Below are 22,442 nucleotides of genomic sequence, written 5' to 3'. Positions count from 1 at the left end.
GCAATTATGCCGCAGTGTGGAAACTGTTTAACCTCCGGCTAAAGTGGTAAAAATGATTTACCACTTGACGGAAACGATCCTGAGTGCACTTTGATCATATAGTGGTGGAGGAAAAAATGAGCGGACTCATCATGCCTGAGCCGGACGCGTCCGTCATGCAGCGACGCGAGCAGATCGTGGATGATCTGCGCGGCATCGTGCCAGGCGAGGGCGTGGTCGATACAGTCAACGCAATGCGGGTGTTCGAGAGCGATGGTCTGACGGCGCACCGCTCACTGCCTCTGGTAGTCGTGCTGCCGGAAACGGTTGATCAAGTCTCGCAGGTTTTGCGCTATTGTTACGAGAACGGCATTCGTGTTGTGCCGCGTGGCGCTGGCACATCGCTGTCCGGCGGTTCCATGCCATTGCAGGATGCGGTCTTGCTTGGCTTGTCGCGTTTCAATCGTATTCTCGAAATCGATTATCCGAACCGCGTTGCCGTGGTGCAACCCGGTGTGACCAATCTCGGTATTACCAAAGCCGTGGAACATGAGGGCTTTTATTATGCGCCCGATCCGTCGTCGCAGATTGCCTGTTCTATTGGCGGTAATGTCGCCGAAAATGCCGGTGGTGTGCATTGTCTCAAATACGGTTTGACTGCGAATAATGTGCTCGGCATTGAAATGGTGCTTATCACCGGCGAGGTGCTGCGCCTTGGCGGCAAGCATCTCGACAGTGAAGGCTACGATCTTTTGGGACTGATGACAGGATCGGAAGGCCTGCTCGGCGTCGTGACGGAAATCACGGTGCGCATTTTGCAAAAGCCGGAAACGGCGCGCGCCGTCATGGTCGGTTTTCCATCCAGCGAACAGGCCGGCCAGTGCGTGGCCGATATTATCGGCGCAGGCATTATTCCTGGCGGGATGGAGATGATGGACCGACCTGCTATCAAAGCGGCAGAGGATTTTGTCCGCGTCGGCTATCCACTCGATGTCGAAGCGCTGTTGATCGTCGAACTCGACGGCCCTCCGGTGGAAGTCGATCACCTGATCGGCCGGGTCGAAGCACTGGCACTGCAAAATGGCTCCACCACCTGTATCCTTTCGCAGTCGGAAGAACAGCGTCTTGCTTTCTGGGCCGGGCGCAAAGCGGCATTCCCGGCGGTGGGGCGCATTTCGCCCGACTATTTGTGTATGGATGGCACTATTCCGCGCAAAGAGCTGCCACGTGTTCTGTCGGGCATGCGCGAACTTTCGGAAAAATACGGGCTGCGCGTCGCCAATGTGTTCCACGCGGGCGATGGCAATCTGCATCCGCTCATTCTTTACGATGCGAATATTCCGGGCGAATTGGAAGCCGCAGAAGATTTTGGCGCCGATATTTTGCGTCTTTGCGTAAAGGTTGGCGGGGTTCTCACCGGCGAGCACGGCGTCGGCATTGAAAAGCGGGATCTGATGCCGGAAATGTTCAACGACATCGATCTCGACCAGCAAATGCGCGTCAAATGTGCTTTCGATGCCAAACATCTGCTTAATCCTGGCAAGGTCTTTCCGCAATTGCGCCGCTGCGCCGAGCTTGGCCGTATGCATGTGCATCGCGGCGAGTTGGCGTTCCCGGATCTTCCCCGTTTCTAATCTGTGGTTATGATGATGAGTGATACAAATATCTTAAAGCCGCAGGACGAAGCAGGTGTTCTGGATGCCGTGCAGGACGCACTGGCCAGTTCTACGCCGCTTGAAATCATCGGTCACGGCTCTAAACGCGGTATCGGCCATCGCGTCGATGCGGGCCGCATACTGGACGTGTCGCGACTGGTGGGAGTGACATTGTATGAGCCGGATGAATTGGTGCTCTCGGCAAAGGCCGGAACGCCGATGGTCGAGATCGAAAAGCTCTTGGCCGATAACAATCAGTGCTTTCATTTTGAGCCCATGGATTACGGTCCGTTGCTGACGGGCGAGGGCGGTCGCGGTACGATCGGCGGCGCGCTTGCGGCCAATCTGTCTGGTCCGCGCCGCCTGAAGGCAGGTGCTGCGCGTGACCATGTGCTTGGCGTGCGGGTTGTGTCCGGACGTGGCGAATTGTTCAAATCCGGCGGCCGCGTGGTCAAGAACGTGACGGGTTACGACTTGTCCAAAGGCATGGCCAATTCCTGGGGCACACTGGGCGTTGCCACTGAAGTCACCTTCAAGGTTCTGCCGAAGCCGGAAACGGCCGCGACGCTTGCCGTGCGCGGGCTGACGGACGAGCAGGCGGCGCGCGTCATGGCCATGGCGATGGGATCGCGTGAGGAGGTCGCTTCCGCAGCACATCTGCCGCCGACGGTTGCCAACCGCTTTCTTGATGGAAAGCTCGGTTGGGAGGCGGCGACCGTGTTGCGGCTTGAGGGCTTTGCGCCTTCAGTCGAACATCGCAGTCGCCAATTGCAGGCGCTGTTGAGCCAGTCCGGCGCGGTTGAAGTGCTGGACGGGGCACAATCGCAACAGCTCTGGCGCGAGGTGCGTGATGTCCTGCCTTACGCTAGTGCGGGCGATAATCGCGCCGTCTGGCGCGTTTCGATGACGCCGATGCAGGGCTGGCGCATGGTGGATGAATTCCGCCGTCATGCGGGTGTCGACGCCTATTACGACTGGCAGGGTGGACTGATCTGGATGCGAATGGAAGCAGCCGCGGAAGCACAGAATCTGCGCAAGCTGATTGCCAAATATGGCGGCGGCCATGCCATGCTGGTACGTGCGCCGGAGACGATCCGCGCCAGCATCGAAGTGTTTGAGCCGCAGCCTGCGGCGCTAGCGGCATTGTCGCAGCGATTGAAGCAACAATTCGATCCGGAAAACATTCTCAATCCGGGACGTATGCATTCCCATCAGGTTGGAGCGTGACGCCATGCAGACCCATTTCAGCCCCGACCAGTTGCGCGATCCCGGCGTCAACGAAGCCGAAAAAATCCTGCGCAAATGCGTGCATTGCGGCTTTTGCACCGCCACATGCCCGACCTATGTGACGCTGGGCAATGAACTCGATAGCCCTCGTGGACGCATTTATCTGATCAAGGATATGCTGGAAAACGGTCGTCCGGCGGATGAGGAAATTGTGCGCCACGTCGACCGCTGCCTGTCGTGCCTCTCCTGCATGACGACCTGTCCTTCGGGCGTCAATTACATGCATCTGGTCGATCATGCCCGCGCGCATATCGAGAAAACCTACAAGCGTCCGTTTATGAACCGCTTTCTGCGTGGAGTGCTGGCGCAAGTACTGCCCTATCCGGGCCGTTTCCGTGCGGCGCTGAAATTGGCAAAGCTGGGCAAGCCGTTCGCGCCGCTCTTTCGTAAGAGCGTGGCTTTGAAACCCATGGCGGCCATGCTTGATTTGGCGCCGCAAAACCTGCCAGCCGCAGTTCCTATTGAAACCTTCAGCGCCGCCAAGGGCGAAAAGCGTGGTCGTGTGGCGATCCTCAACGGCTGCGCGCAGCCTGTGCTCAATCCGGGTATCAATGCCGCGACCTTGCGCCTTTTGAATCGCTTCGGCATCGAAGTGGTGACGCCGAAGGGCGAAGGTTGCTGCGGTTCGCTGGTTCACCATATGGGCCGCGAAGAACAGGCGCTTGAACAGGCGCGGCACAATGTCGATGTCTGGACGCGCGAGATCGAAGCGGGCGGTCTCGATGCGATCATCGTCACGGCGTCTGGCTGCGGTACGACGATCAAGGATTACGGCCATATGTTGCGGCTCGATCCGACCTATAAGGACAAGGCCGCGCGCGTGTCGTCGCTGGCAAAGGATATTACCGAGTATCTGGTCGGCATTGATTTGCCGGAACCGGATGCGCCGCAAGCGCTGACGGTCGCTTATCACTCGGCCTGCTCGATGCAACATGGGCAGAAAATCGTGCGACAGCCGAAAGACTTGCTTTCAAAGGCGGGTTTTACAGTAAAGGAGCCGTTGGAAGGGCATCTGTGTTGCGGATCGGCAGGCACCTACAACATCATGCAGCCTGAAATCGCCACCAAACTGCGTGACCGCAAGGTAAAGAATATCGAGGCAACGGGTGCCGCCCTCATCGCAACCGGCAATATCGGTTGCATGACCCAGATCGCCACCGGCAGCAAATTGCCGATTGTGCATACGGTGGAATTGATCGACTGGGCTTATGGCGGGCCGATGCCACAGGGACTGTCGCAAATCGCGGCCTGAAAACAGAGAAGCCGGGCAATTGCCCGGCTTCTCTGTTCATGTGTGTCGGTTCAACCTGCCGAGAAGGTCGCGGGGTTCGGGCCAATACGCCCGTCGGTTTTGTCCAGCTTGGTGATGGCATCGTGATCGGTGCCATTGAGGCTGAAATCGAAGACCTCAAAATTTTCCTTAATACGGGCAGGCGTGACCGATTTCGGAATGACGACATTGCCGGTCTCGATGTGCCAGCGCAGGATTATCTGCGCGACGGACTTGCCGTGCTTCGCAGCAATCGCCTTCAGTTTTTCATCTTCCAGAATCTTGCCTTGTCCCAGCGGGCTCCAGGCTTCGGTGGCGATGTCGTGCTTGCCATGGAACAGGCGCAGCTCGTCCTGCTGGAATTGCGGATGCAGCTCGATCTGATTGAGAACCGGCGTGACGCCGCTTTCATTGATAACGCGTTCAAGATCGGCGGTGCGGAAGTTCGACACGCCGATGGATTTCACGAGGCCATCTTCCTTCAGCTTGATAAAGGCGCGCCAGGTTTCCATGAACAGGTCTTTTGACGGCATAGGCCAGTGGATCAGATAAAGGTCCACATAGTCCGTGCCGAGCTTTTTCAGACTGGTGTCGAACGCCTTCAGCGTCGCTTCATAGCCTTGTTCACTGTTCCAGAGTTTTGTCGTCAGGAAGATGTCGCCGCGCGCAATGCCCGAATTGTTGATGGCTTTGCCTGTGCCTTCTTCATTGCCATAGATGGCGGCAGTGTCGATGTGCCGATAACCTGCTTTCAGCGCTTCGCTGACGGCTGTAACCGCTTCATCATTGCCCACCTGCCAGACACCGTAACCGAGCTGCGGAATGTGATTGCCGTCGTTCAGTTTAACCGTCGGTACGGTCATGATTTATCCTTTCCCTCCGAAGCATTCTGTACAGGGGCGACCCGTGACGCACAAAAATGCTATTGACCTGCGTGCCGGTTCCTTCTCCGGCGCAAACTGCCACCCGGCAGCCCTTCTCATCTCTCTTTGGACTTTGCCATGGTCAGCATATGGGTGTTCGGGGTAAAAGGAAAAGCCCTTTCAGCTATGTTTGTAAGTCTGCAATCATTCTTTCTGTGCAGAAATTTTGATCTTTTCAGATTTGTAAAAACAATACGACCGCCTGTCGAAGAAGACGGTCGCTAATATCATGGAAAGATGGCTCGATTAGCGGACAACTACTTTTGCACCAACAGGAACACGCTCATAGAGATCGGTGACGTCCTCGTTGCGCATGCGGATGCAGCCGGAAGACATCGCCTTGCCGATAGTCCATGGCTGGTTGGTGCCATGGATGCGGTAGAGCGTCGATCCGAGATAAAGCGCGCGTGCGCCAAGCGGATTGTTGATGCCGCCATCCATTCGAGCGGGCAGAATGCGGCCCTTTCGGCGCTCGCGCGCGATCATTTCCTTCGGAGGTGTCCAGGTCGGCCATTCCGCCTTGCGGCTGATGCGCTGCGAACCCTTCCAACTGAAACCCTGCTTGCCGACGCCGACACCATATCGCATTGCTTTGCCGCCGGATTGAACGAGATAAAGGAAGCGCCTGCCTGTGTCGATGACGATAGTCCCCGGCTTTTCACTACCGGAATAGGAAACTGTCTGCGGCAGGTAAGCAGGATCAATCTGGTTCTTCCGCACTGTATTGGCTGGGTTCGCTGCGGGACGCTGATACGAAACCTGGCGGTAGCTCGATTTAGCTTTTTGTTTCTGCTTACCGGCAACGCGTGGCGCTGGCTGTAGAGATTGCTGTGCAGCCCTCATGCGGGCAGGCTGTCCGTGCAATTGCGCCACCCATGGAGCGGAAAGATCAGGGCTTACACGTACTGGCGGCAGAGTTGCATAGCGATCATTGGCAAATGCCATGCCCGTGCTGACGATGGAAACAGCAATCGCTGCAAGCGATCCGATTAAAAGAAGATGACGTGGTTTCATAATCCAGATCCGTCTCTTTTGCGCCATCATCCCGATTGCTTTATCAGTCTGGGTCCATTGGCGCGGTTGCCCGACTGCGGCTCCTGACAGGCCGTGTCAGGAGAACAGCCCTCAATTTCATGATGGGATTGTGCGCCCCAATGGAATCGTAAAGGTAAATTTCGGTCGCGTGTTTCGTCTGATGACCCTTCCAATTAAAGTTGTGGTTAGTGTCAGGTTGCGCGACATAATTAAGAATGGATGAAGCCAGGGAGTTGGCACAATGAGCGATGTTGCTGAGGCAAGAACCGGTCTGATCATTGGCGCCGATGGAGCGACGCGCTGCTTCTGGCCGGGTGAATTACCCGATTATCTTGCCTATCATGACAATGAGTGGGGCGTGCCGGTCTCCAATGATCACCGGCTTTTCGAAAAGATCTGTCTGGAAGGGTTTCAGTCAGGCTTGTCGTGGCTTACGATCTTGCGCAAGCGCGAGAATTTTCGGGCGGCTTTCGACGGCTTCGATTTCCGTCGTGTCGCGCAATATGACGACAAGGACGTGGAGCGTCTTTTGGCCGATAAAGGCATTGTGCGCCATCGCGGCAAGATCGAATCTACAATCAACAATGCCAAACGCGCCATTGCGCTGGTTGAAGAGAAGGGGTCGCTGGCGACTTATTTCTGGTCTTTCGAGCCTGATGCAAAAGATCGCCCTCCAGTCGTGGACTACCCAACTCTGATTGCCAATCCGAAGACTGAGACGTCCATCCGCATCTCTAAGGATCTGAAGAAACGTGGCTGGTCATTCGTTGGACCGACGACGGTTTATGCATTCATGCAAGCCATGGGGCTGGTGAATGACCATATTGAAGGTTGTCACTGTCGGGGAACCATTGAAAAATTGCGACAGAGTTTCAAACGACCCAGCTAGAGCAGCGATTGCTAAGCCGCATCATTTCTGCCAGAAACATCCATCTTTGAGTATGGGAGACGATCATGGATTTGGTGTCGTTGATGGCATTTGCCGGTATTCTGGTTGTTGCGGCGGGCACGCCGGGCCCGAATGTCGGCGCATTGGTGGCGCGTGTCATCAGCCGTGGCCACAAGGGCGTCTTTCCATTCATGTTCGGTCTGTGGCTCGGTGATGCTATCTGGCTTTCACTCGCAGTCTGGGGACTGGCCGCGCTGGCCAATACTTTTCACACCGCGTTCCTTGTACTCAAATATGTGGGTGTTGCTTATCTAGTTTATCTTTCCTGGAAGATGTGGATCGCACCGGTAGACGAAGTTGCGGATGAAAACGCCATTCCTGGTCAAGGCGAAGCTGGAAGGCTTTTCCTGAGCGCGCTGGCGATTACACTCGGTAATCCGAAGATCATGGTTTTCTACCTCGCCATCCTGCCGACGGTGGTCGACATCACCCACGTTTCCCTTGTTGGCTGGGCCGAATTGCTGTTGGTTATGTTTGCCGTTCTTGCCGCAGTCGATACCGCATGGGTAGTGCTTGCAGCGCAGGCTCGACGCTTTCTTCGTAGTCCGCGTATGATGCGGATTGCCAACAGAACCAGCGCAGGAATGATGGCAGGCGCTGCCGTCGCCATTGCGACACGCTGAGCAGGCTTCCTGCACTTGCCGCAACGGGCTTGATCGGTTAGGAAACCGACAACGGGTTTGCAGCCGGTTTTTTCCGGCATGTATTGTACATATTTAGCGATCAGGCAGGGAAAATGGCCGATAAAGCGGACAAGATGAAGGCGCGGTTGCCGCGCGGGTTTGTCGATCGGGTTCCGGACGACTTGCGCGCCGCCGAAAAGATGATGGCGACCATCCGCGAAGTCTATGACCTCTATGGCTTTGAGCCGGTGGAAACGCCGCTTGTCGAATATACGGACGCGCTTGGTAAGTTTCTTCCCGATCAGGACCGTCCGAACGAAGGTGTGTTTTCGTTTCAGGACGACGATGAGCAGTGGCTGTCGCTGCGCTACGATTTGACTGCACCGCTGGCACGCTATTTCGCCGAGAATTTCGAACAGCTACCGAAGCCTTATCGCAGCTATCGCAATGGCTGGGTGTTCCGCAACGAGAAGCCCGGTCCGGGCCGCTTCCGTCAGTTCATGCAGTTCGACGCCGATACGGTCGGTGCACCGAACGTCTCCGCCGATGCTGAAATGTGCATGATGATGGCCGACACGCTGGAATGCCTTGGCATTAAACGCGGTGATTATGTTATCCGCGTTAACAACCGAAAAGTTCTGGACGGCGTGCTGGATGCCATCGGCCTTGAAGGTGACGGCAATGCCGCCAAGCGCCTCAATGTGCTGCGCGCCATCGACAAGCTCGACAAGTTTGGCCCGGAAGGCGTGCGTCTTCTGCTCGGCAAGGGTCGTCTCGACGAGAGCGGCGACTTTACCAAGGGGGCGGAACTCGCCGATGCTGCAATTGATAAGGTGCTGGCGTTCACCGCTGCAGGCGGTATGTCTGGAGCCGATACGATAGCCAATCTTCGTGCTGTCGTTGCAGGCAATGCCAAGGGTGAAGAAGGTGTCACCGAACTTGCCGACATGCAGGCGCTGTTCTCGGCAGGCGGTTATGATGGCCGTGTGAAGATCGACCCGTCTGTGGTGCGCGGCCTTGAATATTACACTGGCCCGGTGTTCGAAGCGGAGCTTCTGTTCGACGTGACCAATGAAGACGGCCAGAAGGTTGTGTTCGGTTCGGTCGGCGGCGGCGGTCGCTATGACGGTCTCGTGTCGCGTTTCCGCGGCGAGCCGGTTCCGGCCACGGGCTTCTCCATCGGAGTTTCGCGCCTGATGACGGCGCTGAAAAACCTCGGCAAGCTGGATGTATCCGATGTCGTCGGCCCGGTGGTCGTGCTTGTGATGGACAAGGACACGGAAAGTCTCGGTCGTTATCAGAAGATGGTCTCCGATCTGCGTCATCAGGGCATCCGCGCTGAAATGTATATCGGCGGTTCCGGGATGAAGGCGCAGATGAAATATGCCGACCGTCGCGATGCGCCATGTGTGATCATTCAGGGCTCGCAGGAGCGTGAAGCCGGTGAAGTGCAGATCAAGGATCTGGTCGAAGGCAAACGCCTTTCCGCCGAGATTGAGGACAATGTGACCTGGCGCGAGAGCCGTCCTGCGCAGATCACCGTCAAGGAAGACGGCCTGGTTGAAGCAGTTCGGGAAATTCTCAGCAGTCAGGCGCAGGACCGCGCTCAAGCCGCAAAGTGATCGGAACCATGGCCGCAACGCGCACACCGTCGGTTTTCAACGCGCTTCGCACAGAGCTTAATGCGCGCGATGCCGATCTGGTGGAAATACCGCTGATCCAGCCTGCCGATCCATTTCTGGATATGGCGGGCGAGGATCTACGCCGTCGTATTTTCCTGACCGAAAACGAAAATGGTGACAGCCTGTGCCTGCGGCCGGAATTCACCATTCCGGTCTGCCGCAACCATATCGCGCTCAATGCCGCAACGCCGAAGCGTTATGCCTATCTGGGTGAAGTGTTTCGGCAGCGTCGTGACGGCGCGGCTGAATTCCTTCAGGCTGGCATCGAGGATCTGGGGGCTGCCGATGAGGCGGCTTCGGATGCGCGCTCGATTGCCGATGCGCTGTCCTGCGTCCGTTCCGTCGCGCCGCAAGCCAGGCTTGATATCGTTCTGGGCGATCAGTCCGTCTTTGCCGGAATGCTCAAGGCGCTCGGTCTGCCACAAGGCTGGCGCAAGAAGCTGTTGCGTTCCTTCGGTGACGCGCATTCCATGCAACTGGCTCTGGCTGAACTGACGGGCGCTAAGCTGCGCGACGCGCTGCCAGAAACGCTTGCCGTTCTGGTCGCCGAAGGTGACGAAACAGGTCTCGCGCGCAAGCTTGAAACGGAAATGCTGGAAGCTGGCATTTCGCCGGGCGCCGGTCGTTCCCCTGCGGAAATCGCCCGCCGCCTGATCGAAAAGGAAGATCTGGCCGCCACACGGTTCCCCGCTTCGGCGCTCGATCTGCTCAAGCAGTTTCTGGAAACCCATGTCACGCTCGATTCCGCATCTGTGACGCTGCGTGCATTTGCCTCCGAAAATGCGCTTGATCTTGGTGCTGTGCTTCAGAAATTCGAAGCCCGAGCCGAGGCGATTGCCGCTGCTGGCATCAAGACGAGCGATATCGTCTATGATGCGTCGTTCGGGCGTCCGCTCGATTATTATACCGGCCTTGTCTACGAAATCCGCGCCGCTGGCGTGGAAAAGGATCCGGTTCTGGCTGGCGGTGGCCGCTACGATAGGCTTTTGACCATGCTTGGCGCTGCCGAAAACATTCCCGGCGTCGGCTTCTCCATCTGGCTGGACCGGCTTCAGGCATTGGCGGGAGCAACGAAATGAGCGTCACAATGGCATTGCCATCCAAGGGGCGGCTGAAAGAACAGACGCTCGCCGTTCTCCACAAGGCTGGGTACAAGGTTATCCTGCCGGATGACGACCGCAATTACCGCGCGCGCGTCGAAGGCGAAGACGATCTCGATATTCTCTTCCTGTCGGCTTCCGAGATTGCCCGCGAGCTGGGCTATGGCAGCGTCGATATGGGTGTCACGGGGGAAGACCTCGTGCGCGAAACACTGGCTCATGCCGATGAGCGTGTGGCCATTGAGGCGCAACTGGGTTTCGGTCACGCGGATGTCGTCGTCGCTGTGCCGGAAGTCTGGCGCGATGTGACCAGCATGGCCGATCTTGATGACGTTGCAGCCGATTTCCGCCAGCGTCATGGTCGCCGCCTGCGCATCGCCACCAAATACTGGCGCTTGACGCAGCAGTTCTTCTCGCAGAAGCATGGCATTCAGGTCTATCGCATCGTGGAAAGCCTCGGCGCGACTGAAGGCGCTCCGGCGGCGGGTTCTGCCGACATGATTGTCGATATTACGTCGACCGGTTCCACCTTGCGCGCCAATCGCCTCACGGTGCTGGAAGATGGCATTATCCTGCGTTCACAGGCCTGCCTCGTGTCTGCCCGCCGTAGTCATGACAATGCGCGTGTGGCAGAAATCGCAGCCCGTATCCGCGAAGGATTGGATGGCTGAACAGGCTTGCTGTTCGAAATCAAGTCATAAAAAGAACCGCGCCATGTGCATGGCGCGGTTTTTTGTTTCAGATGTTGCTTGCTCAGCCGCGCTTGGCGTCAATCGAAAGCGAACCTGCGCCGTGCAGGGCGAGGATGAAGAGGCCTCCGGCAATTGCGAGGTTCTTCTGAGCCATCATGGCATTCATACCTTGCGAGAAGTCCATATGGGCAACAAGTGTTGCGCCAATTGTGAAGAGACCGACAATGACCGCAGCAATGCGGGTCTGAAAGCCGACGAGAATTGCAAGGCCGCCGACAAATTCTACCAGACCGACGATAACAGCCGTAACGGTTGGAACCGGAAGGCCGATTCCGGCGAAATAACCTGCGGTGCCTGAAATGGCGGTCAGCTTGCCGTAGCCGGCGATGATGAAGAGAATCGAAAGAAAGATGCGGGCGATGAGCGTTACAGCGCCGTTGGACTGTGGAGTGATAGAGGACATGCGGGGCTATCTCCTGTTGAACTGAGGCATCAATTAACGATTGCTGACTGTCAAGGAAAGCCGTCTAATCCTCGACAGTTTGTTTACAGTATGAATACCAATTCACTCGGGTGCAATCATTCTCTCCGCGCGCACCAACCGTTCATAGTCTTCTTCCGACACCAGTCCACTTGCCAAGGCTTCTTCACGCAAGGTCGTTCCGTTCTTGTGAGCAGTCTTGGCAATCTTGGCTGCATTGTCATAACCGATAGCCGGAGCCAACGCGGTTACGAGCATCAACGAGCGATCCAGTAGTTCCTTGATGCGGTTCAAGTTCGGTTCGATGCCCTCTACACAATGATCGGCAAATGATACCATGGCATCGCTGAGAATGCGGATCGATTGCAGGACATTGTATGCGATCACCGGCTTGAACACATTCAGTTCGAAATGCCCTTGGCTTGCGGCAACCGTTACTGTCGTCTGGTTGCCGAATACCTGCGTTGCCACCATGGTCATCGCTTCGGCCTGGGTCGGGTTGACCTTGCCCGGCATGATGGAGGACCCAGGTTCGTTTTCGGGCAGTGACAGTTCGCCGAGCCCGGAACGCGGGCCGGAGCCGAGGAAACGGATGTCATTCGCGATCTTGAAAAGGTCTGCCGCTAAGGCATTCAGGCTGCCATGGAAGTTGAGAATGGCGCCGTGGCTGGCAAGAGCTTCGAATTTGTTGGGCGCCGTTTTGAAAGTGAGGCCTGTAATTTCGCTCACGGCTTCAGCAAAGCCCGTATCAAAGCCAATTGGCGCATTCAGACCTGTACCGACGGCGGTGCCGCCCTGTGCGAGCAGAAAGACGTCTGCGAGTGACTGTTCGATGCGAAGATGTGCATATTCCAAGGCGGCGCGATAACCGGAAAATTCCTGTCCGAGAGTAACTGGCGTTGCGTCCTGTGTATGGGTACGACCGATCTTGATAATATCCTTGAAGGATTCTTCCTTGGTCATGAGTGCCTTGGTCAGATGCTCCAGCGATGGATAAAGGCGATTAACCGTCTCGACTGCCGTGGCGATGTGGATTGCCGTTGGAAAGCTATCATTGGACGACTGGCTCATATTGACGTGGTCGTTCGGATGAACCGGCTTCTTCGAACCCTTCTCGCCACCAAGCAGTTCGATGGCGCGATTGGAGATCACTTCATTGGCGTTCATGTTCGACTGCGTGCCGGAACCTGTCTGCCAGACGACCAACGGAAAGTGATCGTCGAGTTTGCCCTCAATGACTTCGGACGCCGCCACTGCGATAACCTGACCGAGAACCGGATCAAGCTTATCCAGGGCGATATTGGTTTCCGCAGCCGCACGCTTTACAACACCCAATGCGTGAACCAACGGCAGCGGCATACGTTCGCCGCCGATCTTGAAATTTTGCAGTGAGCGTTGCGTCTGTGCGCCCCAATAGCGGTCTGCGGGAACATCAATCGGTCCGAAAGTATCTGTTTCGGTACGCGTAGCAGTCATTTCAGGTCTCCGGCTAACTTGGACTCGGAACCGAGCCTTTCAGATTGAATATAGCACCGCCAAAGCCTTGGGGGGCCAATGTTTCTCTGTGAAACATTTAGTAGCAATCATTTGATAAAATATGATTGAAAAAGTCAATTTTTGTTGACCGGGATTGCCCGGTCACGCATCGTCTTCTTCGTCGCCGTCATCCGTCTCGGAGATCCAGGCGGTAGGTTCTATTTTGCGCTGGGTTTTGCTGTCGGTGAAAGTCCACCAGCCAGTATCGGTTTCGTCCCATTGCCCGCCACCAGCCTGCAACTGAGCAAGCGTTCGATATTGAGCAATTGACTCGTTGCGCTGGTCGTCTTCATCGGTCCAGACGACTGTTATCTTGCGGCCATCTTTTGGGGCCGTGGCGATGGGAAGTTCTTTGCGCATATGATGATCCATTCCATTGTGACTGTGGATAATCATAGGGCGCACACTGGTAGCGGCAAGCCGGAATTCTAACGTTCCGGCTTGCACTATGTCATACGGCGCGAGCGGATTTAAGCGCCTTACCCCACCAGATCAACTGATCGAGCATGTTCTTGGCAGCCTCTGCCAGATGAGGGAGGTCGTCGAGCGTGTTCTCACCTTTAACGACAGAGAGATAATCGGGAAAAAGGATATGGACGCCGGTTTTGACCGACATCGAAGACATTTCGACAGCGATCATTCGCAATTGTTCGACAGCGCGAGCGCCACCGACGCCACCATAGCCGACAAATCCCATTGGCTTCTGAATCCAGTCACCATAGTCGATGGCGTTCTTCAAAACGGCAGTAGGAGCGTGGTTATACTCGGCCGCAGTGAGAATATAGGCATCGAATTCGCGAAGCTTGGTTTTCCATTTGTCGGCAGTTTCAGCTTGAGCCGTCGTGGTGGAGGGGGCGCCATAGAAGCTCATCGGATAGTCGGCGAGATCGAGAATCTCCACATTCAGTTCCGGCCGTTCCGCAACGAGTTTTGCAATCCACTGCGCAGGCACGGGGGCGAAACGCTGTTCGCGTGTGCTGCCGACAATAACGGCGACTTTGAGCTTAGACATTGAAAATACCTCTATCAGAGTGGTAACTGTTGGAAACCGACGCTATATAAGTGACCTATTCACGGCGCAAGGAGGCACTTTTATGAAACCCGGTGACTTCAAGGAAACCAATGCGTGCAGGACCGTAACGGAAATTCTGTCTCGTGTTGGCGATAAATGGACAGTCCTTGTGGTGAGTTACCTCGGCAATCACCCAATGCGTTTCAACGAATTGCGCCGAACCGTAGACGGTATTTCCCAGAAAATGCTGACGACGACATTGCGTAATCTGGAACGGGACGGGTTCGTCAAACGTACCATCTTCCCGACAATTCCGCCCAAGGTCGAATATGAACTGACAGAAATGGGGCGTGATCTTTTGCGGCCCGTGCGTGCGCTGGGTGAGTGGGCGATAGCCAATGAAGCAAAAGTAATGATGGCCCGTGCTCGTTATGATGCCTTGGCATCAGGCAAGGCACAGATCGACGCTGCGGAATAAGGGTTGAACCTTTAAAGGAGTGCAAGTGGAAAGACAGGCCGAAGCCTGCCTTTCCTGTTGCCTGAGACAGGACTTCCAAAGTGCGGGGGCAAACAGGAAGTCCATCTTTATGTCATTCGGGATTGACCATGATTGACGGCCGGGAGTCAATCAGAAGTTTCTAAAATACAAGCTTCGTTGCCGCAAAGCGTGAGCAGAGTAAATTTTACATAAATCACAAATGGTTACCTAACGTAAAAAGAAAGGCAGCCAAGGGCCGCCTTTCTTGTATTTTCATCGAAATGAGCTCCATGGATTTCTTGGAAATCCATGCTGCCACCCGCACCGCTTTGCAGTGCGGGCATTGTACTCATGGGCGAGCTTTATGGATTTCTTAGAAATCCATGCCGCCCATGCCACCCATGCCACCAGGCATGCCAGCAGGTGCGGCATCCTTCTTCGGCAGTTCAGCGATCATAGCTTCGGTGGTGATCAGAAGACCGGCGATCGATGCTGCGTTCTGCAGAGCGGTGCGAACAACCTTAACCGGATCGACAACGCCAGCCTTGATCAGGTCGCCGAATTCACCATTGGCTGTGTTGTAGCCGTAGGTATCCGAGCCGTTTTCAAGGATCTTGCCAACGATAACCGAAGCTTCTTCACCAGCATTGGTCGTGATCTGGCGAGCTGGAGCCTGCAGAGCGCGACGAACAATGTTGATGCCAGCTTCCTGATCAGGGTTTGCACCCTTGGCAGCAATCTGAGCCGAAGCGCGGAGCAGAGCGGTACCGCCACCGGCAACGATACCTTCTTCAACCGCAGCGCGGGTTGCGTTCAGGGCATCGTCAACGCGGTCCTTCTTTTCCTTAACTTCAACTTCCGTTGCGCCACCAACGCGGATCACGGCAACGCCGCCAGCGAGCTTGGCGAGACGTTCCTGAAGCTTTTCACGGTCGTAGTCAGAAGTGGTTTCTTCAACCTGCTGCTTGATCTGCGAAACGCGAGCGTCGATTTCAGCTTTCTGGCCTGCACCGTCAACGATCGTGGTGTTTTCCTTCGAGATCGAAACCTTCTTTGCACGGCCAAGCATGTCGAGCGTAACGGTTTCAAGCTTGATGCCGAGGTCTTCGGAGATAACCTGACCGCCGGTGAGGATCGCGATGTCTTCGAGCATTGCCTTACGGCGATCGCCGAAGCCAGGAGCCTTGACGGCAGCAATCTTCAGGCCGCCACGCAGCTTGTTGACGACGAGGGTTGCAAGAGCTTCACCTTCAACGTCTTCAGCGATAATGACGAGTGGCTTGGAAGTCTGAACAACAGCTTCGAGAACTGGCAAAAGGGCCTGAAGGTTCGAAAGCTTCTTTTCGTGCAGAAGGATGTATGCGTCTTCGAGGTCCGCAATCATCTTTTCCGGGTTGGTGACGAAGTAAGGCGACAGGTAACCACGGTCGAACTGCATGCCTTCAACGACTTCGAGTTCGGTTTCAGCGGTCTTGGCTTCTTCAACCGTGATGACGCCTTCGTTGCCGACTTTCTGCATCGCTTCAGCGATCATCTTGCCGATTTCAGCTTCGCCGTTAGCGGAGATCGTGCCAACCTGAGCAACTTCTTCCGAGGTGTTGATCTTCTTGGCTTTGCCGAGAAGGTTAGTAACAACTTCGGTCACTGCGAGGTCGATGCCGCGCTTCAGATCCATTGGGTTCATGCCGGCAGCAACAGCTTTTGCGCCTTCCTGAACGATAGCCTGACCGAGAACGGTCGCGGTGGTGGTGCCGTCACCGGCAGTGTCGTTGGTCTTCGAAGCCACTTCGCGCAGCATCTGTGCGCCCATGTTTTCGAACTTGTCTTCGAGTTCGATTTCCTTGGCAACCGATACGCCGTCCTTGGTGATGCGCGGAGCGCCGAAGGACTTGTCGATAACAACGTTACGACCCTTAGGGCCAAGCGTTACCTTAACAGCGTCAGCGAGGATGTCGACGCCGCGCAGCATCTTTTCGCGCGCAGTGCGACCGAATTTTACGTCTTTTGCAGCCATTTTACTCTCCTGGGAAATGTCCCGGTCAGATTATGGTGAATTGATATTCAGGTAGAAACTAATCTCTGGCTTCGCCTAACCGGCGCGAACCTGAAGGATTAGCCGACGATACCGAGAATGTCGGATTCCTTCATGATCAGCAGATCTTCGCCGCCGATCTTGACTTCGGTGCCCGACCACTTGCCGAACAGAACCTTGTCGCCAGCCTTGACTTCGAGAGCGATCAGCTTGCCTGCTTCGTCACGAGCGCCAGTGCCGACAGCGACGATTTCGCCTTCCTGCGGCTTTTCCTTGGCGGTGTCAGGGATAATGATCCCGCCAGCGGTCTTGGCTTCCGATTCAACGCGACGAACGACGACGCGGTCATGAAGCGGGCGGAACTTGATATCAGCCATGGTATAACCCTTGGTGTTATAGACGTTGAACCCTGTTAACGGATCGAGCCGATCCGCGCTTGTTAGCACTCATCACGCGAGAGTGCTAACGTGGCTCTGAGATAGAAGCCCGACCTGATCTTGTCAAGATTGCCTGAGAAATTTGACAGGCGAATGATGGTTAATTTGCACGGTTTTGGACGCGGAACAGCCAAGGTTGGCCATTGCCAACTCCGCATATGGTGGCACGGATTACGATATCAACCGACGATGCGAAGATTTGACAGCTCGTCGCCGATCTGACGAAAAGTTTCTGCTAGGTCCCCGCCGGTAGAGTTCCAGAAAAGCTTTGCAGGTTTACCGCTTTCCATACGAACGCGAGAGTCGGAGGAGCAGGATCGAAGTAGATCGATCTGTGCTTTCTCATCGCTCTTGTCGGCACTAAGATCGAGTGCCACGGTCATGATGATGACATTTGCAGCCTTTGCGTTGTTGCAGAGCGTTGCGAACTTCGCATTCATAGCTCTGCCATAGACCGTGTTGTCTTGGGCCTCATTTACGCTCGTCTCCTGAAATAGTCGGGTGTGCCCATATTCGGCAGGAACCTCTCGCGTATAACCGTAAGCGGAATAGTAGGATTGGTTGCCAGCTCGATCTGAGCCGTTGCTCCCCAACAAGGATTTATAAGTGTAGTAAGTGTTGGCGCCATCTGTCAGAACAATGACAACTTTATCATTTCCGCGCTCGTTTTCGGGTCTGCCTTCAGTAAAGGGAGCTGCGTGAGCAATGGTTCGCCATCCCCAAGCTAATCCCTCAGGTACGTTTGTGCCGCCGTCGGATTTCATGGTCTCGATCGCGTCCAGAATCGCTTTCTTACCTTCGTCTTGAGATACATCTGTAAGTAGCGTTAGAGGAGAGGTTGTGCAACTGTAGTTCGGCCCGCTTTTTTCATCGGGGCGAGCTCCTTTTTCCTTAAGATAATACTTCGTGATATCGCGCTGAAGTTTTTGATAGTTGCTGCCGGACAAATTTTCCTTCCACCAATAGTTCAGCCCTCGGTCTCTGCCGCTGTTGTAGTATTCATCGGGCGCGAACATCGGCACAAACATGGTGGCTGGATTACTGATTACAGGGGCGGAAACATCCAGTGCATACTTGCCACTGCGAGCCTCAACACACCCCCCCCATTTTAACCAGGGTGTGGCATCTTTTGCTGAAATGTCATTATAAAGTACGGTACGGGAGAACGGCTTTCCGTCGTCTTGTCCCCAGCCAGAGCCGGATTTGTAGAAACGCTTACTTCCAACAGGGTCTTCAATGATCTTGCGTTTGTTGTCGATTGTAACTGGGAGGTCGAAGTTTTCAAAGCTAACTTTATTAAACCCGGCCGTATCCACCCAGGGTGCATTCAAGTATTGCGGACCAACATTGACAGATCCTGCGAACGGGACGAGAGAAAACTGTACAGGTTTTTGGACGCGTGTGACGATGGAGGATTGGGCAGCCATGGTCTCTACAAGCTGTTTAGCGGCGCTCTTAAGCAGATCCATGCGCTTTTTGTTCGAGCCACTTCCCGAGTAATCCATCGAACCGGAATTATCGAGAACGAGCGCAACTTCGATTGTATTTTTGAGTCTTACGGCTGACCGAAGCGCATAGTTTTTATCATCCCAATCATTTCGTTCTGTTCCCAGCAGGCGGGATGCAATGACACCAAAAAGGGACTGGTACGTGAAATCGGCAGTAGCTTGTATTTGTTGATCGGCTTGCTTGCCTTCGGGAAAGGTGACCTGAAATTGAACTGCGTCCATGCTCAATGCTGTCAGGTTGGCGGTGAAAACTTGTGTACCATAAACTTGCATATCGGATTGGGTCGCACCGGTCGAAAATTTCTTGCCTACAGCAAGGGCGGCGGCATCAAGCGAGGCCTGCACATTGTTGCGCACGCGCATAAGATTGGCGGAGTCAACCGCGATCATGCCTGCCAGAAGCAGAGGCACCAGCATCAAAGCCGTTATCATCGCAAAATTGCCGCGCTCGTCCTTGATGAAATTTGGACCCATCAGTTGCGGCGAACAGTGAAAAATATGCTGCGCAAGCCTGCGGACTTGTGTAACCCAGTTTTTCAATTTGGCCCCCGCCGATGGTTGTGTTTGTGACACATGAAATGAAAAGTTGTATCCGCTCCTATCAGCATCTTTCTAACAGTCGGTCACGAAGCACGGTAAATGATCGGTGAAATGCACTATGGGATAATTGGACGCGCTTCGTCGCGCGGATATATCGGCCAAAAGCCGTGACAGATGTGGTGCTCTACGCTAGATGGAGCGCTGGCAGCCTTTCCGGCAGTCTTCCAGACACCCTATAGCGGTTCTCGCCTTACAGATGGATTATCAAGAGGAAACCATGAAGCAGCTCGAACGCCTCGACGATCTGACCGACCAGTACGATGTGCTCTTCTGTGATGTATGGGGTGTGGTGCATAATGGTGTGTCGGCATATCCGGCTGCAATTGATGCGCTAAAACTTGCGCGTGCCAAAGGCGTCACGGTTATTCTGGTAACCAATTCTCCAAGACCTCATCCAGATGTCGAAAAGCAGATGTTGGGGCTTGGTGTGCCTGTCGATACATATGATCGTGTTGTCACATCCGGCGATGTAACCCGTGATCTGATAGCGGAAGGTCCGCGAAAGGTGTTCCATATCGGCTGTGAACGCGAGCTGACCATCTATGATGGTCTCGACGTTGAGCTGGTTGAGGAGTTTGAAGCTTCAGGGGTTGTCTGTACCGGACTCTATGATGATGAAGTCGAAACGCCGGAAGATTACAAGGAACTGCTGGTCCGGTTGCGCTCGCGCAACCTTCCGTTCATTTGCGCCAATCCGGACATCATGGTTGAGCGCGGTACGCGGCTGATCTGGTGCGCCGGGGCACTAGCGCGCGAATATGGCCAGTTGGGCGGACGCACCCTCATAGCCGGAAAGCCGCATCGCCCGATTTACGAGGCGGCATTGCGGTTCGCCGAAGAAATTCGCGGCGAGAAAGTTGAGAAAAGCCGAATTCTTGGTATTGGAGATGGTGTTCTAACAGATGTGAAGGGCGCTGCCGATTTCGGACTGGATGTGCTTTACGTATCCGGTGGGGTTCATGCAGCGGACTATACAACCGATGGCACGGTTGATATCGCTCAAATGGAAGCCTTTCTCCAGAAGCACGGCAATCGACCGGTCGCTGCGCTTAACGCTCTTGTTTGAGTTCGAACAATCTCGTTACGACCAATCGAAGTTCAGATCAAAATGACTAAACCCAGCTTTCAGCGACTTTCTGGAACGGATTCCTTGCCGGAACGCCTGCAGAATTGTGTGGTGGCAATCGGTAATTTCGATGGTGTCCATCGCGGCCATCAGGCTGTGCTGGAGCGTGCGCTGGAGATCGCCGAAAAACGCGGTTTGCCTGCGGTGGTCCTCACATTCGAACCTCACCCCCGCAGTTTTTTCAAACCGGATGTGCCGATCGATCGTTTGACTGCGGCGATAAAGAAGGCTGAAATTCTACGTCTTATGGGGTTTGACGCTGTCGTTGAACAACCATTTACCGGCGAGTTCTCATCCCGTTCGGCGGAAGATTTCGTCGAGCACATTCTGGTTGAAAGATTACACGCAAGCTGTGTGGTTACTGGTTACGATTTTCATTTTGGTAAGGGGCGTCGTGGGACGCCGGAGTTTCTTCAAAAAGCAGGAGAAACGGCCGGGTTCACGGTAAAACTTGTTGAAGCCTTTACCGACGAAGGCGGTAATCTTGTTTCATCGACCCGCATAAGAAATTTGCTCTGCGAAGGTGACGTCGCTGAAGCCGCGGGACTTCTTGGTTACCGCTATATGGTGTGCGGCGAAGTCATTCACGGGAAAAAGCTCGGGCGAACCCTTGGATTTCCGACCGCCAACATGAGAATAGATGCGCAGGCAGGCCTGAAGCATGGAATCTATGCCGTCAGGTTCAGACGCGAGAATGGCGACCTTTATGACGGGGTTGCAAGTTTCGGTCGTCGTCCAACTGTCGATAGTGATGGTAGCCCTCTTCTTGAAACCTTTCTTTTTGATTTCTCGGGCGATCTTTATGGTGAGACCGCTTGCGTGTCGTTTTTCGGGTTCCTGCGTGGCGAGATTAAGTTTGACGGCCTTGATCCGTTGATCGAGCAAATGAAGCGCGATGATGCGGAGTCACGAACCTTGCTTGGAGGCGCGAAACCGCTTTCGGAACTGGACCGGTTGCTTTCTTTCGCGTGAGGCGAGTTTTAGTTTCATTTTCCACTTAAGATTTAAATCAAATTTTACTTATTCTCGACAAAAAGTGATAAATGCCTCAAAATTTATTGGGGTGCTTTTTGTTGGAGTTGAATGTGGCACGTATTGTTTCGCTGGCCCTCGTTGCAGGTGCTGCATTTTTTACAGGTGGTTCACTCGCGTTTTCGGCTGATATACAGCAAGCTGATATCTATGCGGCAGAAACGGGTCAGCCCGCACGCAAGCATTTCTGGTCCGGTGACTGGTATCTCAAGGTTGGCGCAGCGGGTCTCGTTGCCCCGAAGTTCGAAGGATCGAACAAATATCGCTTTTCCGCCCAGCCGTTGATCTCACTTGGCCGACAGGGGCAGGCGACACGCTTTTCGTCGCGAAATGACAACGTATCTTTCGCCTTGATCGACAATGATCGCTTTCGCGTCGGTCTTGCTGGCAAACTTCTTTTCGAACGAGATGACGATATTCATGGCCTCAAGAACACGAAATTTGGCGGCGAGGCGGGTGCGTTCGTTGATGTTTATCCAACCGACTGGCTGCGGGTGCGCGGCGAAGTCCGTCAAGGTATCCGTGCGCATAAAGGCGTTGTAGCTGATATTGCTGCTGATGCATTCTACGATGTGACGCCAGTCATTCGCGTGTCGGGCGGTCCACGTGCGACCTTCGCTTCGAAAGATTACTTCAAGACCTATTTCGGCGTCGATGCCGAGGAAGCAGTCGCCTCAGGACTTTCAGAGTATAATCCGGGCGGCGGTTTCAAGTCGGCTGGTGTTGGCGGCGCCATTACGTGGAAGGCGACCGACAAGATCGATACAAGCCTGTTCGGTGAATATAGTCGTCTCCAAGGGGCGGCAAAGGATTCAAGTATCGTCAAGGAGCGCGGGTCCCCGAACCAGTTTATGGTTGGTCTGTCTGCGACCTATCGTTTCGATTTCTCGTTGGATTGACCTCAGCGGCATCAATGTGAACCTTTTCAGGGGCAGGGATGCAGTTTTATTGCGTCTTTGCCCCTCTGGCCTCTTTATTCCTGCGAAGCTCATTGCTAAAAGCGTG

General features: G+C 54.8%; 21 protein-coding genes. 12 read left to right on the top strand and 9 right to left on the bottom strand.

Annotated features, from left to right (window positions below):
• Window positions 1–116: 116 nt before the first annotated feature.
• From ACYSN1_RS12625 to glcF, 3 genes are read left to right on the top strand one after another with little or no spacing between them, the layout of a single operon-like run.
• Window positions 117–1,613, top strand: a complete 1,497-nt coding sequence (locus ACYSN1_RS12625; protein WP_461725998.1) for an FAD-linked oxidase C-terminal domain-containing protein — start codon at window positions 117–119, stop codon at window positions 1,611–1,613.
• A gap of 15 nt (window positions 1,614–1,628) precedes the next feature.
• Complete coding sequence (glcE, locus tag ACYSN1_RS12620) at window positions 1,629–2,861, top strand: glycolate oxidase subunit GlcE (protein ID WP_461725997.1); 1,233 nt, start codon at window positions 1,629–1,631, stop codon at window positions 2,859–2,861.
• 4 nt (window positions 2,862–2,865) lie between these two features.
• Entirely contained in the window at window positions 2,866–4,173 is a 1,308-nt protein-coding gene (gene glcF, locus ACYSN1_RS12615; RefSeq protein WP_461725996.1) for a glycolate oxidase subunit GlcF, read from the top strand.
• A gap of 50 nt (window positions 4,174–4,223) precedes the next feature.
• Here the strand turns inward: glcF and ACYSN1_RS12610 are convergent, their stop codons facing one another.
• Window positions 4,224–5,054 (bottom strand): aldo/keto reductase, encoded by an 831-nt coding sequence (locus ACYSN1_RS12610; RefSeq protein WP_461725995.1) that lies wholly within the window; start codon window positions 5,052–5,054, stop codon window positions 4,224–4,226.
• A 306-nt stretch (window positions 5,055–5,360) separates the two neighbouring features.
• The gene (locus ACYSN1_RS12605; protein WP_461725994.1) at window positions 5,361–6,128 is read right to left on the bottom strand and encodes a L,D-transpeptidase; all 768 of its coding nucleotides are present in this window, start codon (window positions 6,126–6,128) and stop codon (window positions 5,361–5,363) included.
• A 262-nt stretch (window positions 6,129–6,390) separates the two neighbouring features.
• Between ACYSN1_RS12605 and ACYSN1_RS12600 the strand changes: the two genes are divergently transcribed.
• From ACYSN1_RS12600 to hisG, 5 genes are all read left to right on the top strand, one after another.
• Complete coding sequence (locus ACYSN1_RS12600) at window positions 6,391–7,038, top strand: DNA-3-methyladenine glycosylase I (protein WP_140021008.1); 648 nt, start codon at window positions 6,391–6,393, stop codon at window positions 7,036–7,038.
• A 65-nt stretch (window positions 7,039–7,103) separates the two neighbouring features.
• A complete protein-coding gene (locus ACYSN1_RS12595) occupies window positions 7,104–7,721 on the top strand; it encodes a LysE family translocator (protein WP_140021009.1) in 618 nt (205 codons plus the stop codon).
• 113 nt (window positions 7,722–7,834) lie between these two features.
• Window positions 7,835–9,343, top strand: a complete 1,509-nt coding sequence (gene hisS / locus ACYSN1_RS12590) for a histidine--tRNA ligase (RefSeq protein WP_461725993.1) — start codon at window positions 7,835–7,837, stop codon at window positions 9,341–9,343.
• A gap of 8 nt (window positions 9,344–9,351) precedes the next feature.
• Window positions 9,352–10,482, top strand: coding sequence for an ATP phosphoribosyltransferase regulatory subunit (locus ACYSN1_RS12585; RefSeq protein ID WP_461725992.1), 1,131 nt, complete (start codon window positions 9,352–9,354; stop codon window positions 10,480–10,482).
• Window positions 10,479–11,174 (top strand): ATP phosphoribosyltransferase, encoded by a 696-nt coding sequence (gene hisG, locus ACYSN1_RS12580; RefSeq protein ID WP_461725991.1) that lies wholly within the window; start codon window positions 10,479–10,481, stop codon window positions 11,172–11,174. Before ACYSN1_RS12585 ends, hisG begins: the two co-directional genes overlap by 4 nt.
• An 82-nt stretch (window positions 11,175–11,256) precedes the next feature.
• Here hisG and ACYSN1_RS12575 read toward each other — a convergent pair whose 3' ends face one another.
• The 4 genes from ACYSN1_RS12575 to ACYSN1_RS12560 all read right to left on the bottom strand — a co-directional run bounded on the left by ACYSN1_RS12575 (window position 11,257) and on the right by ACYSN1_RS12560 (window position 14,224).
• A complete protein-coding gene (locus tag ACYSN1_RS12575) occupies window positions 11,257–11,658 on the bottom strand; it encodes a DoxX family protein (RefSeq protein WP_461725990.1) in 402 nt (133 codons plus the stop codon).
• Between the two features lie 102 nt (window positions 11,659–11,760).
• Window positions 11,761–13,152, bottom strand: coding sequence for a class II fumarate hydratase (gene fumC, locus ACYSN1_RS12570; protein WP_461725989.1), 1,392 nt, complete (start codon window positions 13,150–13,152; stop codon window positions 11,761–11,763).
• 162 nt (window positions 13,153–13,314) lie between these two features.
• Window positions 13,315–13,572, bottom strand: coding sequence for a hypothetical protein (locus tag ACYSN1_RS12565; RefSeq protein ID WP_461725988.1), 258 nt, complete (start codon window positions 13,570–13,572; stop codon window positions 13,315–13,317).
• Window positions 13,573–13,663: 91 nt separating this feature from the next.
• Complete coding sequence (locus ACYSN1_RS12560; protein ID WP_461725987.1) at window positions 13,664–14,224, bottom strand: NADPH-dependent FMN reductase; 561 nt, start codon at window positions 14,222–14,224, stop codon at window positions 13,664–13,666.
• Between the two features lie 82 nt (window positions 14,225–14,306).
• On the opposite strand from ACYSN1_RS12560, the gene ACYSN1_RS12555 reads away from it, so the two are divergent.
• Window positions 14,307–14,702: a winged helix-turn-helix transcriptional regulator gene (locus ACYSN1_RS12555; protein ID WP_140022696.1), complete on the top strand. Its 396-nt coding sequence runs from the start codon at window positions 14,307–14,309 to the stop codon at window positions 14,700–14,702.
• A 373-nt stretch (window positions 14,703–15,075) separates the two neighbouring features.
• Here ACYSN1_RS12555 and groL read toward each other — a convergent pair whose 3' ends face one another.
• The 3 genes from groL to ACYSN1_RS12540 all read right to left on the bottom strand — a co-directional run bounded on the left by groL (window position 15,076) and on the right by ACYSN1_RS12540 (window position 19,219).
• Window positions 15,076–16,716 carry a chaperonin GroEL gene (gene groL / locus ACYSN1_RS12550; protein WP_461725986.1) on the bottom strand — a complete coding sequence of 547 codons (1,641 nt, stop codon included), beginning with the start codon at window positions 16,714–16,716 and terminating at the stop codon, window positions 15,076–15,078.
• Window positions 16,717–16,814: 98 nt separating this feature from the next.
• Window positions 16,815–17,111, bottom strand: coding sequence for a co-chaperone GroES (gene groES, locus ACYSN1_RS12545; RefSeq protein ID WP_140022693.1), 297 nt, complete (start codon window positions 17,109–17,111; stop codon window positions 16,815–16,817).
• 239 nt (window positions 17,112–17,350) lie between these two features.
• Window positions 17,351–19,219, bottom strand: coding sequence for a TadE/TadG family type IV pilus assembly protein (locus ACYSN1_RS12540; RefSeq protein ID WP_461725985.1), 1,869 nt, complete (start codon window positions 19,217–19,219; stop codon window positions 17,351–17,353).
• Between the two features lie 277 nt (window positions 19,220–19,496).
• Between ACYSN1_RS12540 and ACYSN1_RS12535 the strand changes: the two genes are divergently transcribed.
• The 3 genes from ACYSN1_RS12535 (at window position 19,497) to ACYSN1_RS12525 (ending at window position 22,336) form a co-directional block, all read left to right on the top strand.
• On the top strand, window positions 19,497–20,345 hold the full coding sequence (locus tag ACYSN1_RS12535) for a TIGR01459 family HAD-type hydrolase (RefSeq protein WP_461725984.1): 849 nt from the start codon (window positions 19,497–19,499) through the stop codon (window positions 20,343–20,345).
• 42 nt (window positions 20,346–20,387) lie between these two features.
• Window positions 20,388–21,377: a bifunctional riboflavin kinase/FAD synthetase gene (locus tag ACYSN1_RS12530; RefSeq protein ID WP_461725983.1), complete on the top strand. Its 990-nt coding sequence runs from the start codon at window positions 20,388–20,390 to the stop codon at window positions 21,375–21,377.
• Between the two features lie 98 nt (window positions 21,378–21,475).
• A complete protein-coding gene (locus ACYSN1_RS12525) occupies window positions 21,476–22,336 on the top strand; it encodes a MipA/OmpV family protein (protein WP_461725982.1) in 861 nt (286 codons plus the stop codon).
• Window positions 22,337–22,442: the final 106 nt, after the last annotated feature.

The sequence above is a fragment of the Brucella sp. LJL56 genome (genome assembly GCF_054871705.1).
Note: the sequence above shows the minus strand (reverse complement) of the source record. Positions and strands in the feature narration are given on the sequence as shown.

What these genes read in the sequence shown, in the direction of transcription:
- ACYSN1_RS12625 (WP_461725998.1), top strand. Translation starts at nt 117, where the DNA reads ATGAGCGGACTCATCATGCCTGAGCCGGACGCGTCCGTCATGCAGCGA.
- glcE (WP_461725997.1), top strand. Translation starts at nt 1,629, where the DNA reads ATGAGTGATACAAATATCTTAAAGCCGCAGGACGAAGCAGGTGTTCTG.
- glcF (WP_461725996.1), top strand. Translation starts at nt 2,866, where the DNA reads ATGCAGACCCATTTCAGCCCCGACCAGTTGCGCGATCCCGGCGTCAAC.
- ACYSN1_RS12610 (WP_461725995.1), bottom strand. Translation starts at nt 5,054, where the DNA reads ATGACCGTACCGACGGTTAAACTGAACGACGGCAATCACATTCCGCAG.
- ACYSN1_RS12605 (WP_461725994.1), bottom strand. Translation starts at nt 6,128, where the DNA reads ATGAAACCACGTCATCTTCTTTTAATCGGATCGCTTGCAGCGATTGCT.
- ACYSN1_RS12600 (WP_140021008.1), top strand. Translation starts at nt 6,391, where the DNA reads ATGAGCGATGTTGCTGAGGCAAGAACCGGTCTGATCATTGGCGCCGAT.
- ACYSN1_RS12595 (WP_140021009.1), top strand. Translation starts at nt 7,104, where the DNA reads ATGGATTTGGTGTCGTTGATGGCATTTGCCGGTATTCTGGTTGTTGCG.
- hisS (WP_461725993.1), top strand. Translation starts at nt 7,835, where the DNA reads ATGGCCGATAAAGCGGACAAGATGAAGGCGCGGTTGCCGCGCGGGTTT.
- ACYSN1_RS12585 (WP_461725992.1), top strand. Translation starts at nt 9,352, where the DNA reads ATGGCCGCAACGCGCACACCGTCGGTTTTCAACGCGCTTCGCACAGAG.
- hisG (WP_461725991.1), top strand. Translation starts at nt 10,479, where the DNA reads ATGAGCGTCACAATGGCATTGCCATCCAAGGGGCGGCTGAAAGAACAG.
- ACYSN1_RS12575 (WP_461725990.1), bottom strand. Translation starts at nt 11,658, where the DNA reads ATGTCCTCTATCACTCCACAGTCCAACGGCGCTGTAACGCTCATCGCC.
- fumC (WP_461725989.1), bottom strand. Translation starts at nt 13,152, where the DNA reads ATGACTGCTACGCGTACCGAAACAGATACTTTCGGACCGATTGATGTT.
- ACYSN1_RS12565 (WP_461725988.1), bottom strand. Translation starts at nt 13,572, where the DNA reads ATGCGCAAAGAACTTCCCATCGCCACGGCCCCAAAAGATGGCCGCAAG.
- ACYSN1_RS12560 (WP_461725987.1), bottom strand. Translation starts at nt 14,224, where the DNA reads ATGTCTAAGCTCAAAGTCGCCGTTATTGTCGGCAGCACACGCGAACAG.
- ACYSN1_RS12555 (WP_140022696.1), top strand. Translation starts at nt 14,307, where the DNA reads ATGAAACCCGGTGACTTCAAGGAAACCAATGCGTGCAGGACCGTAACG.
- groL (WP_461725986.1), bottom strand. Translation starts at nt 16,716, where the DNA reads ATGGCTGCAAAAGACGTAAAATTCGGTCGCACTGCGCGCGAAAAGATG.
- groES (WP_140022693.1), bottom strand. Translation starts at nt 17,111, where the DNA reads ATGGCTGATATCAAGTTCCGCCCGCTTCATGACCGCGTCGTCGTTCGT.
- ACYSN1_RS12535 (WP_461725984.1), top strand. Translation starts at nt 19,497, where the DNA reads ATGAAGCAGCTCGAACGCCTCGACGATCTGACCGACCAGTACGATGTG.
- ACYSN1_RS12530 (WP_461725983.1), top strand. Translation starts at nt 20,388, where the DNA reads ATGACTAAACCCAGCTTTCAGCGACTTTCTGGAACGGATTCCTTGCCG.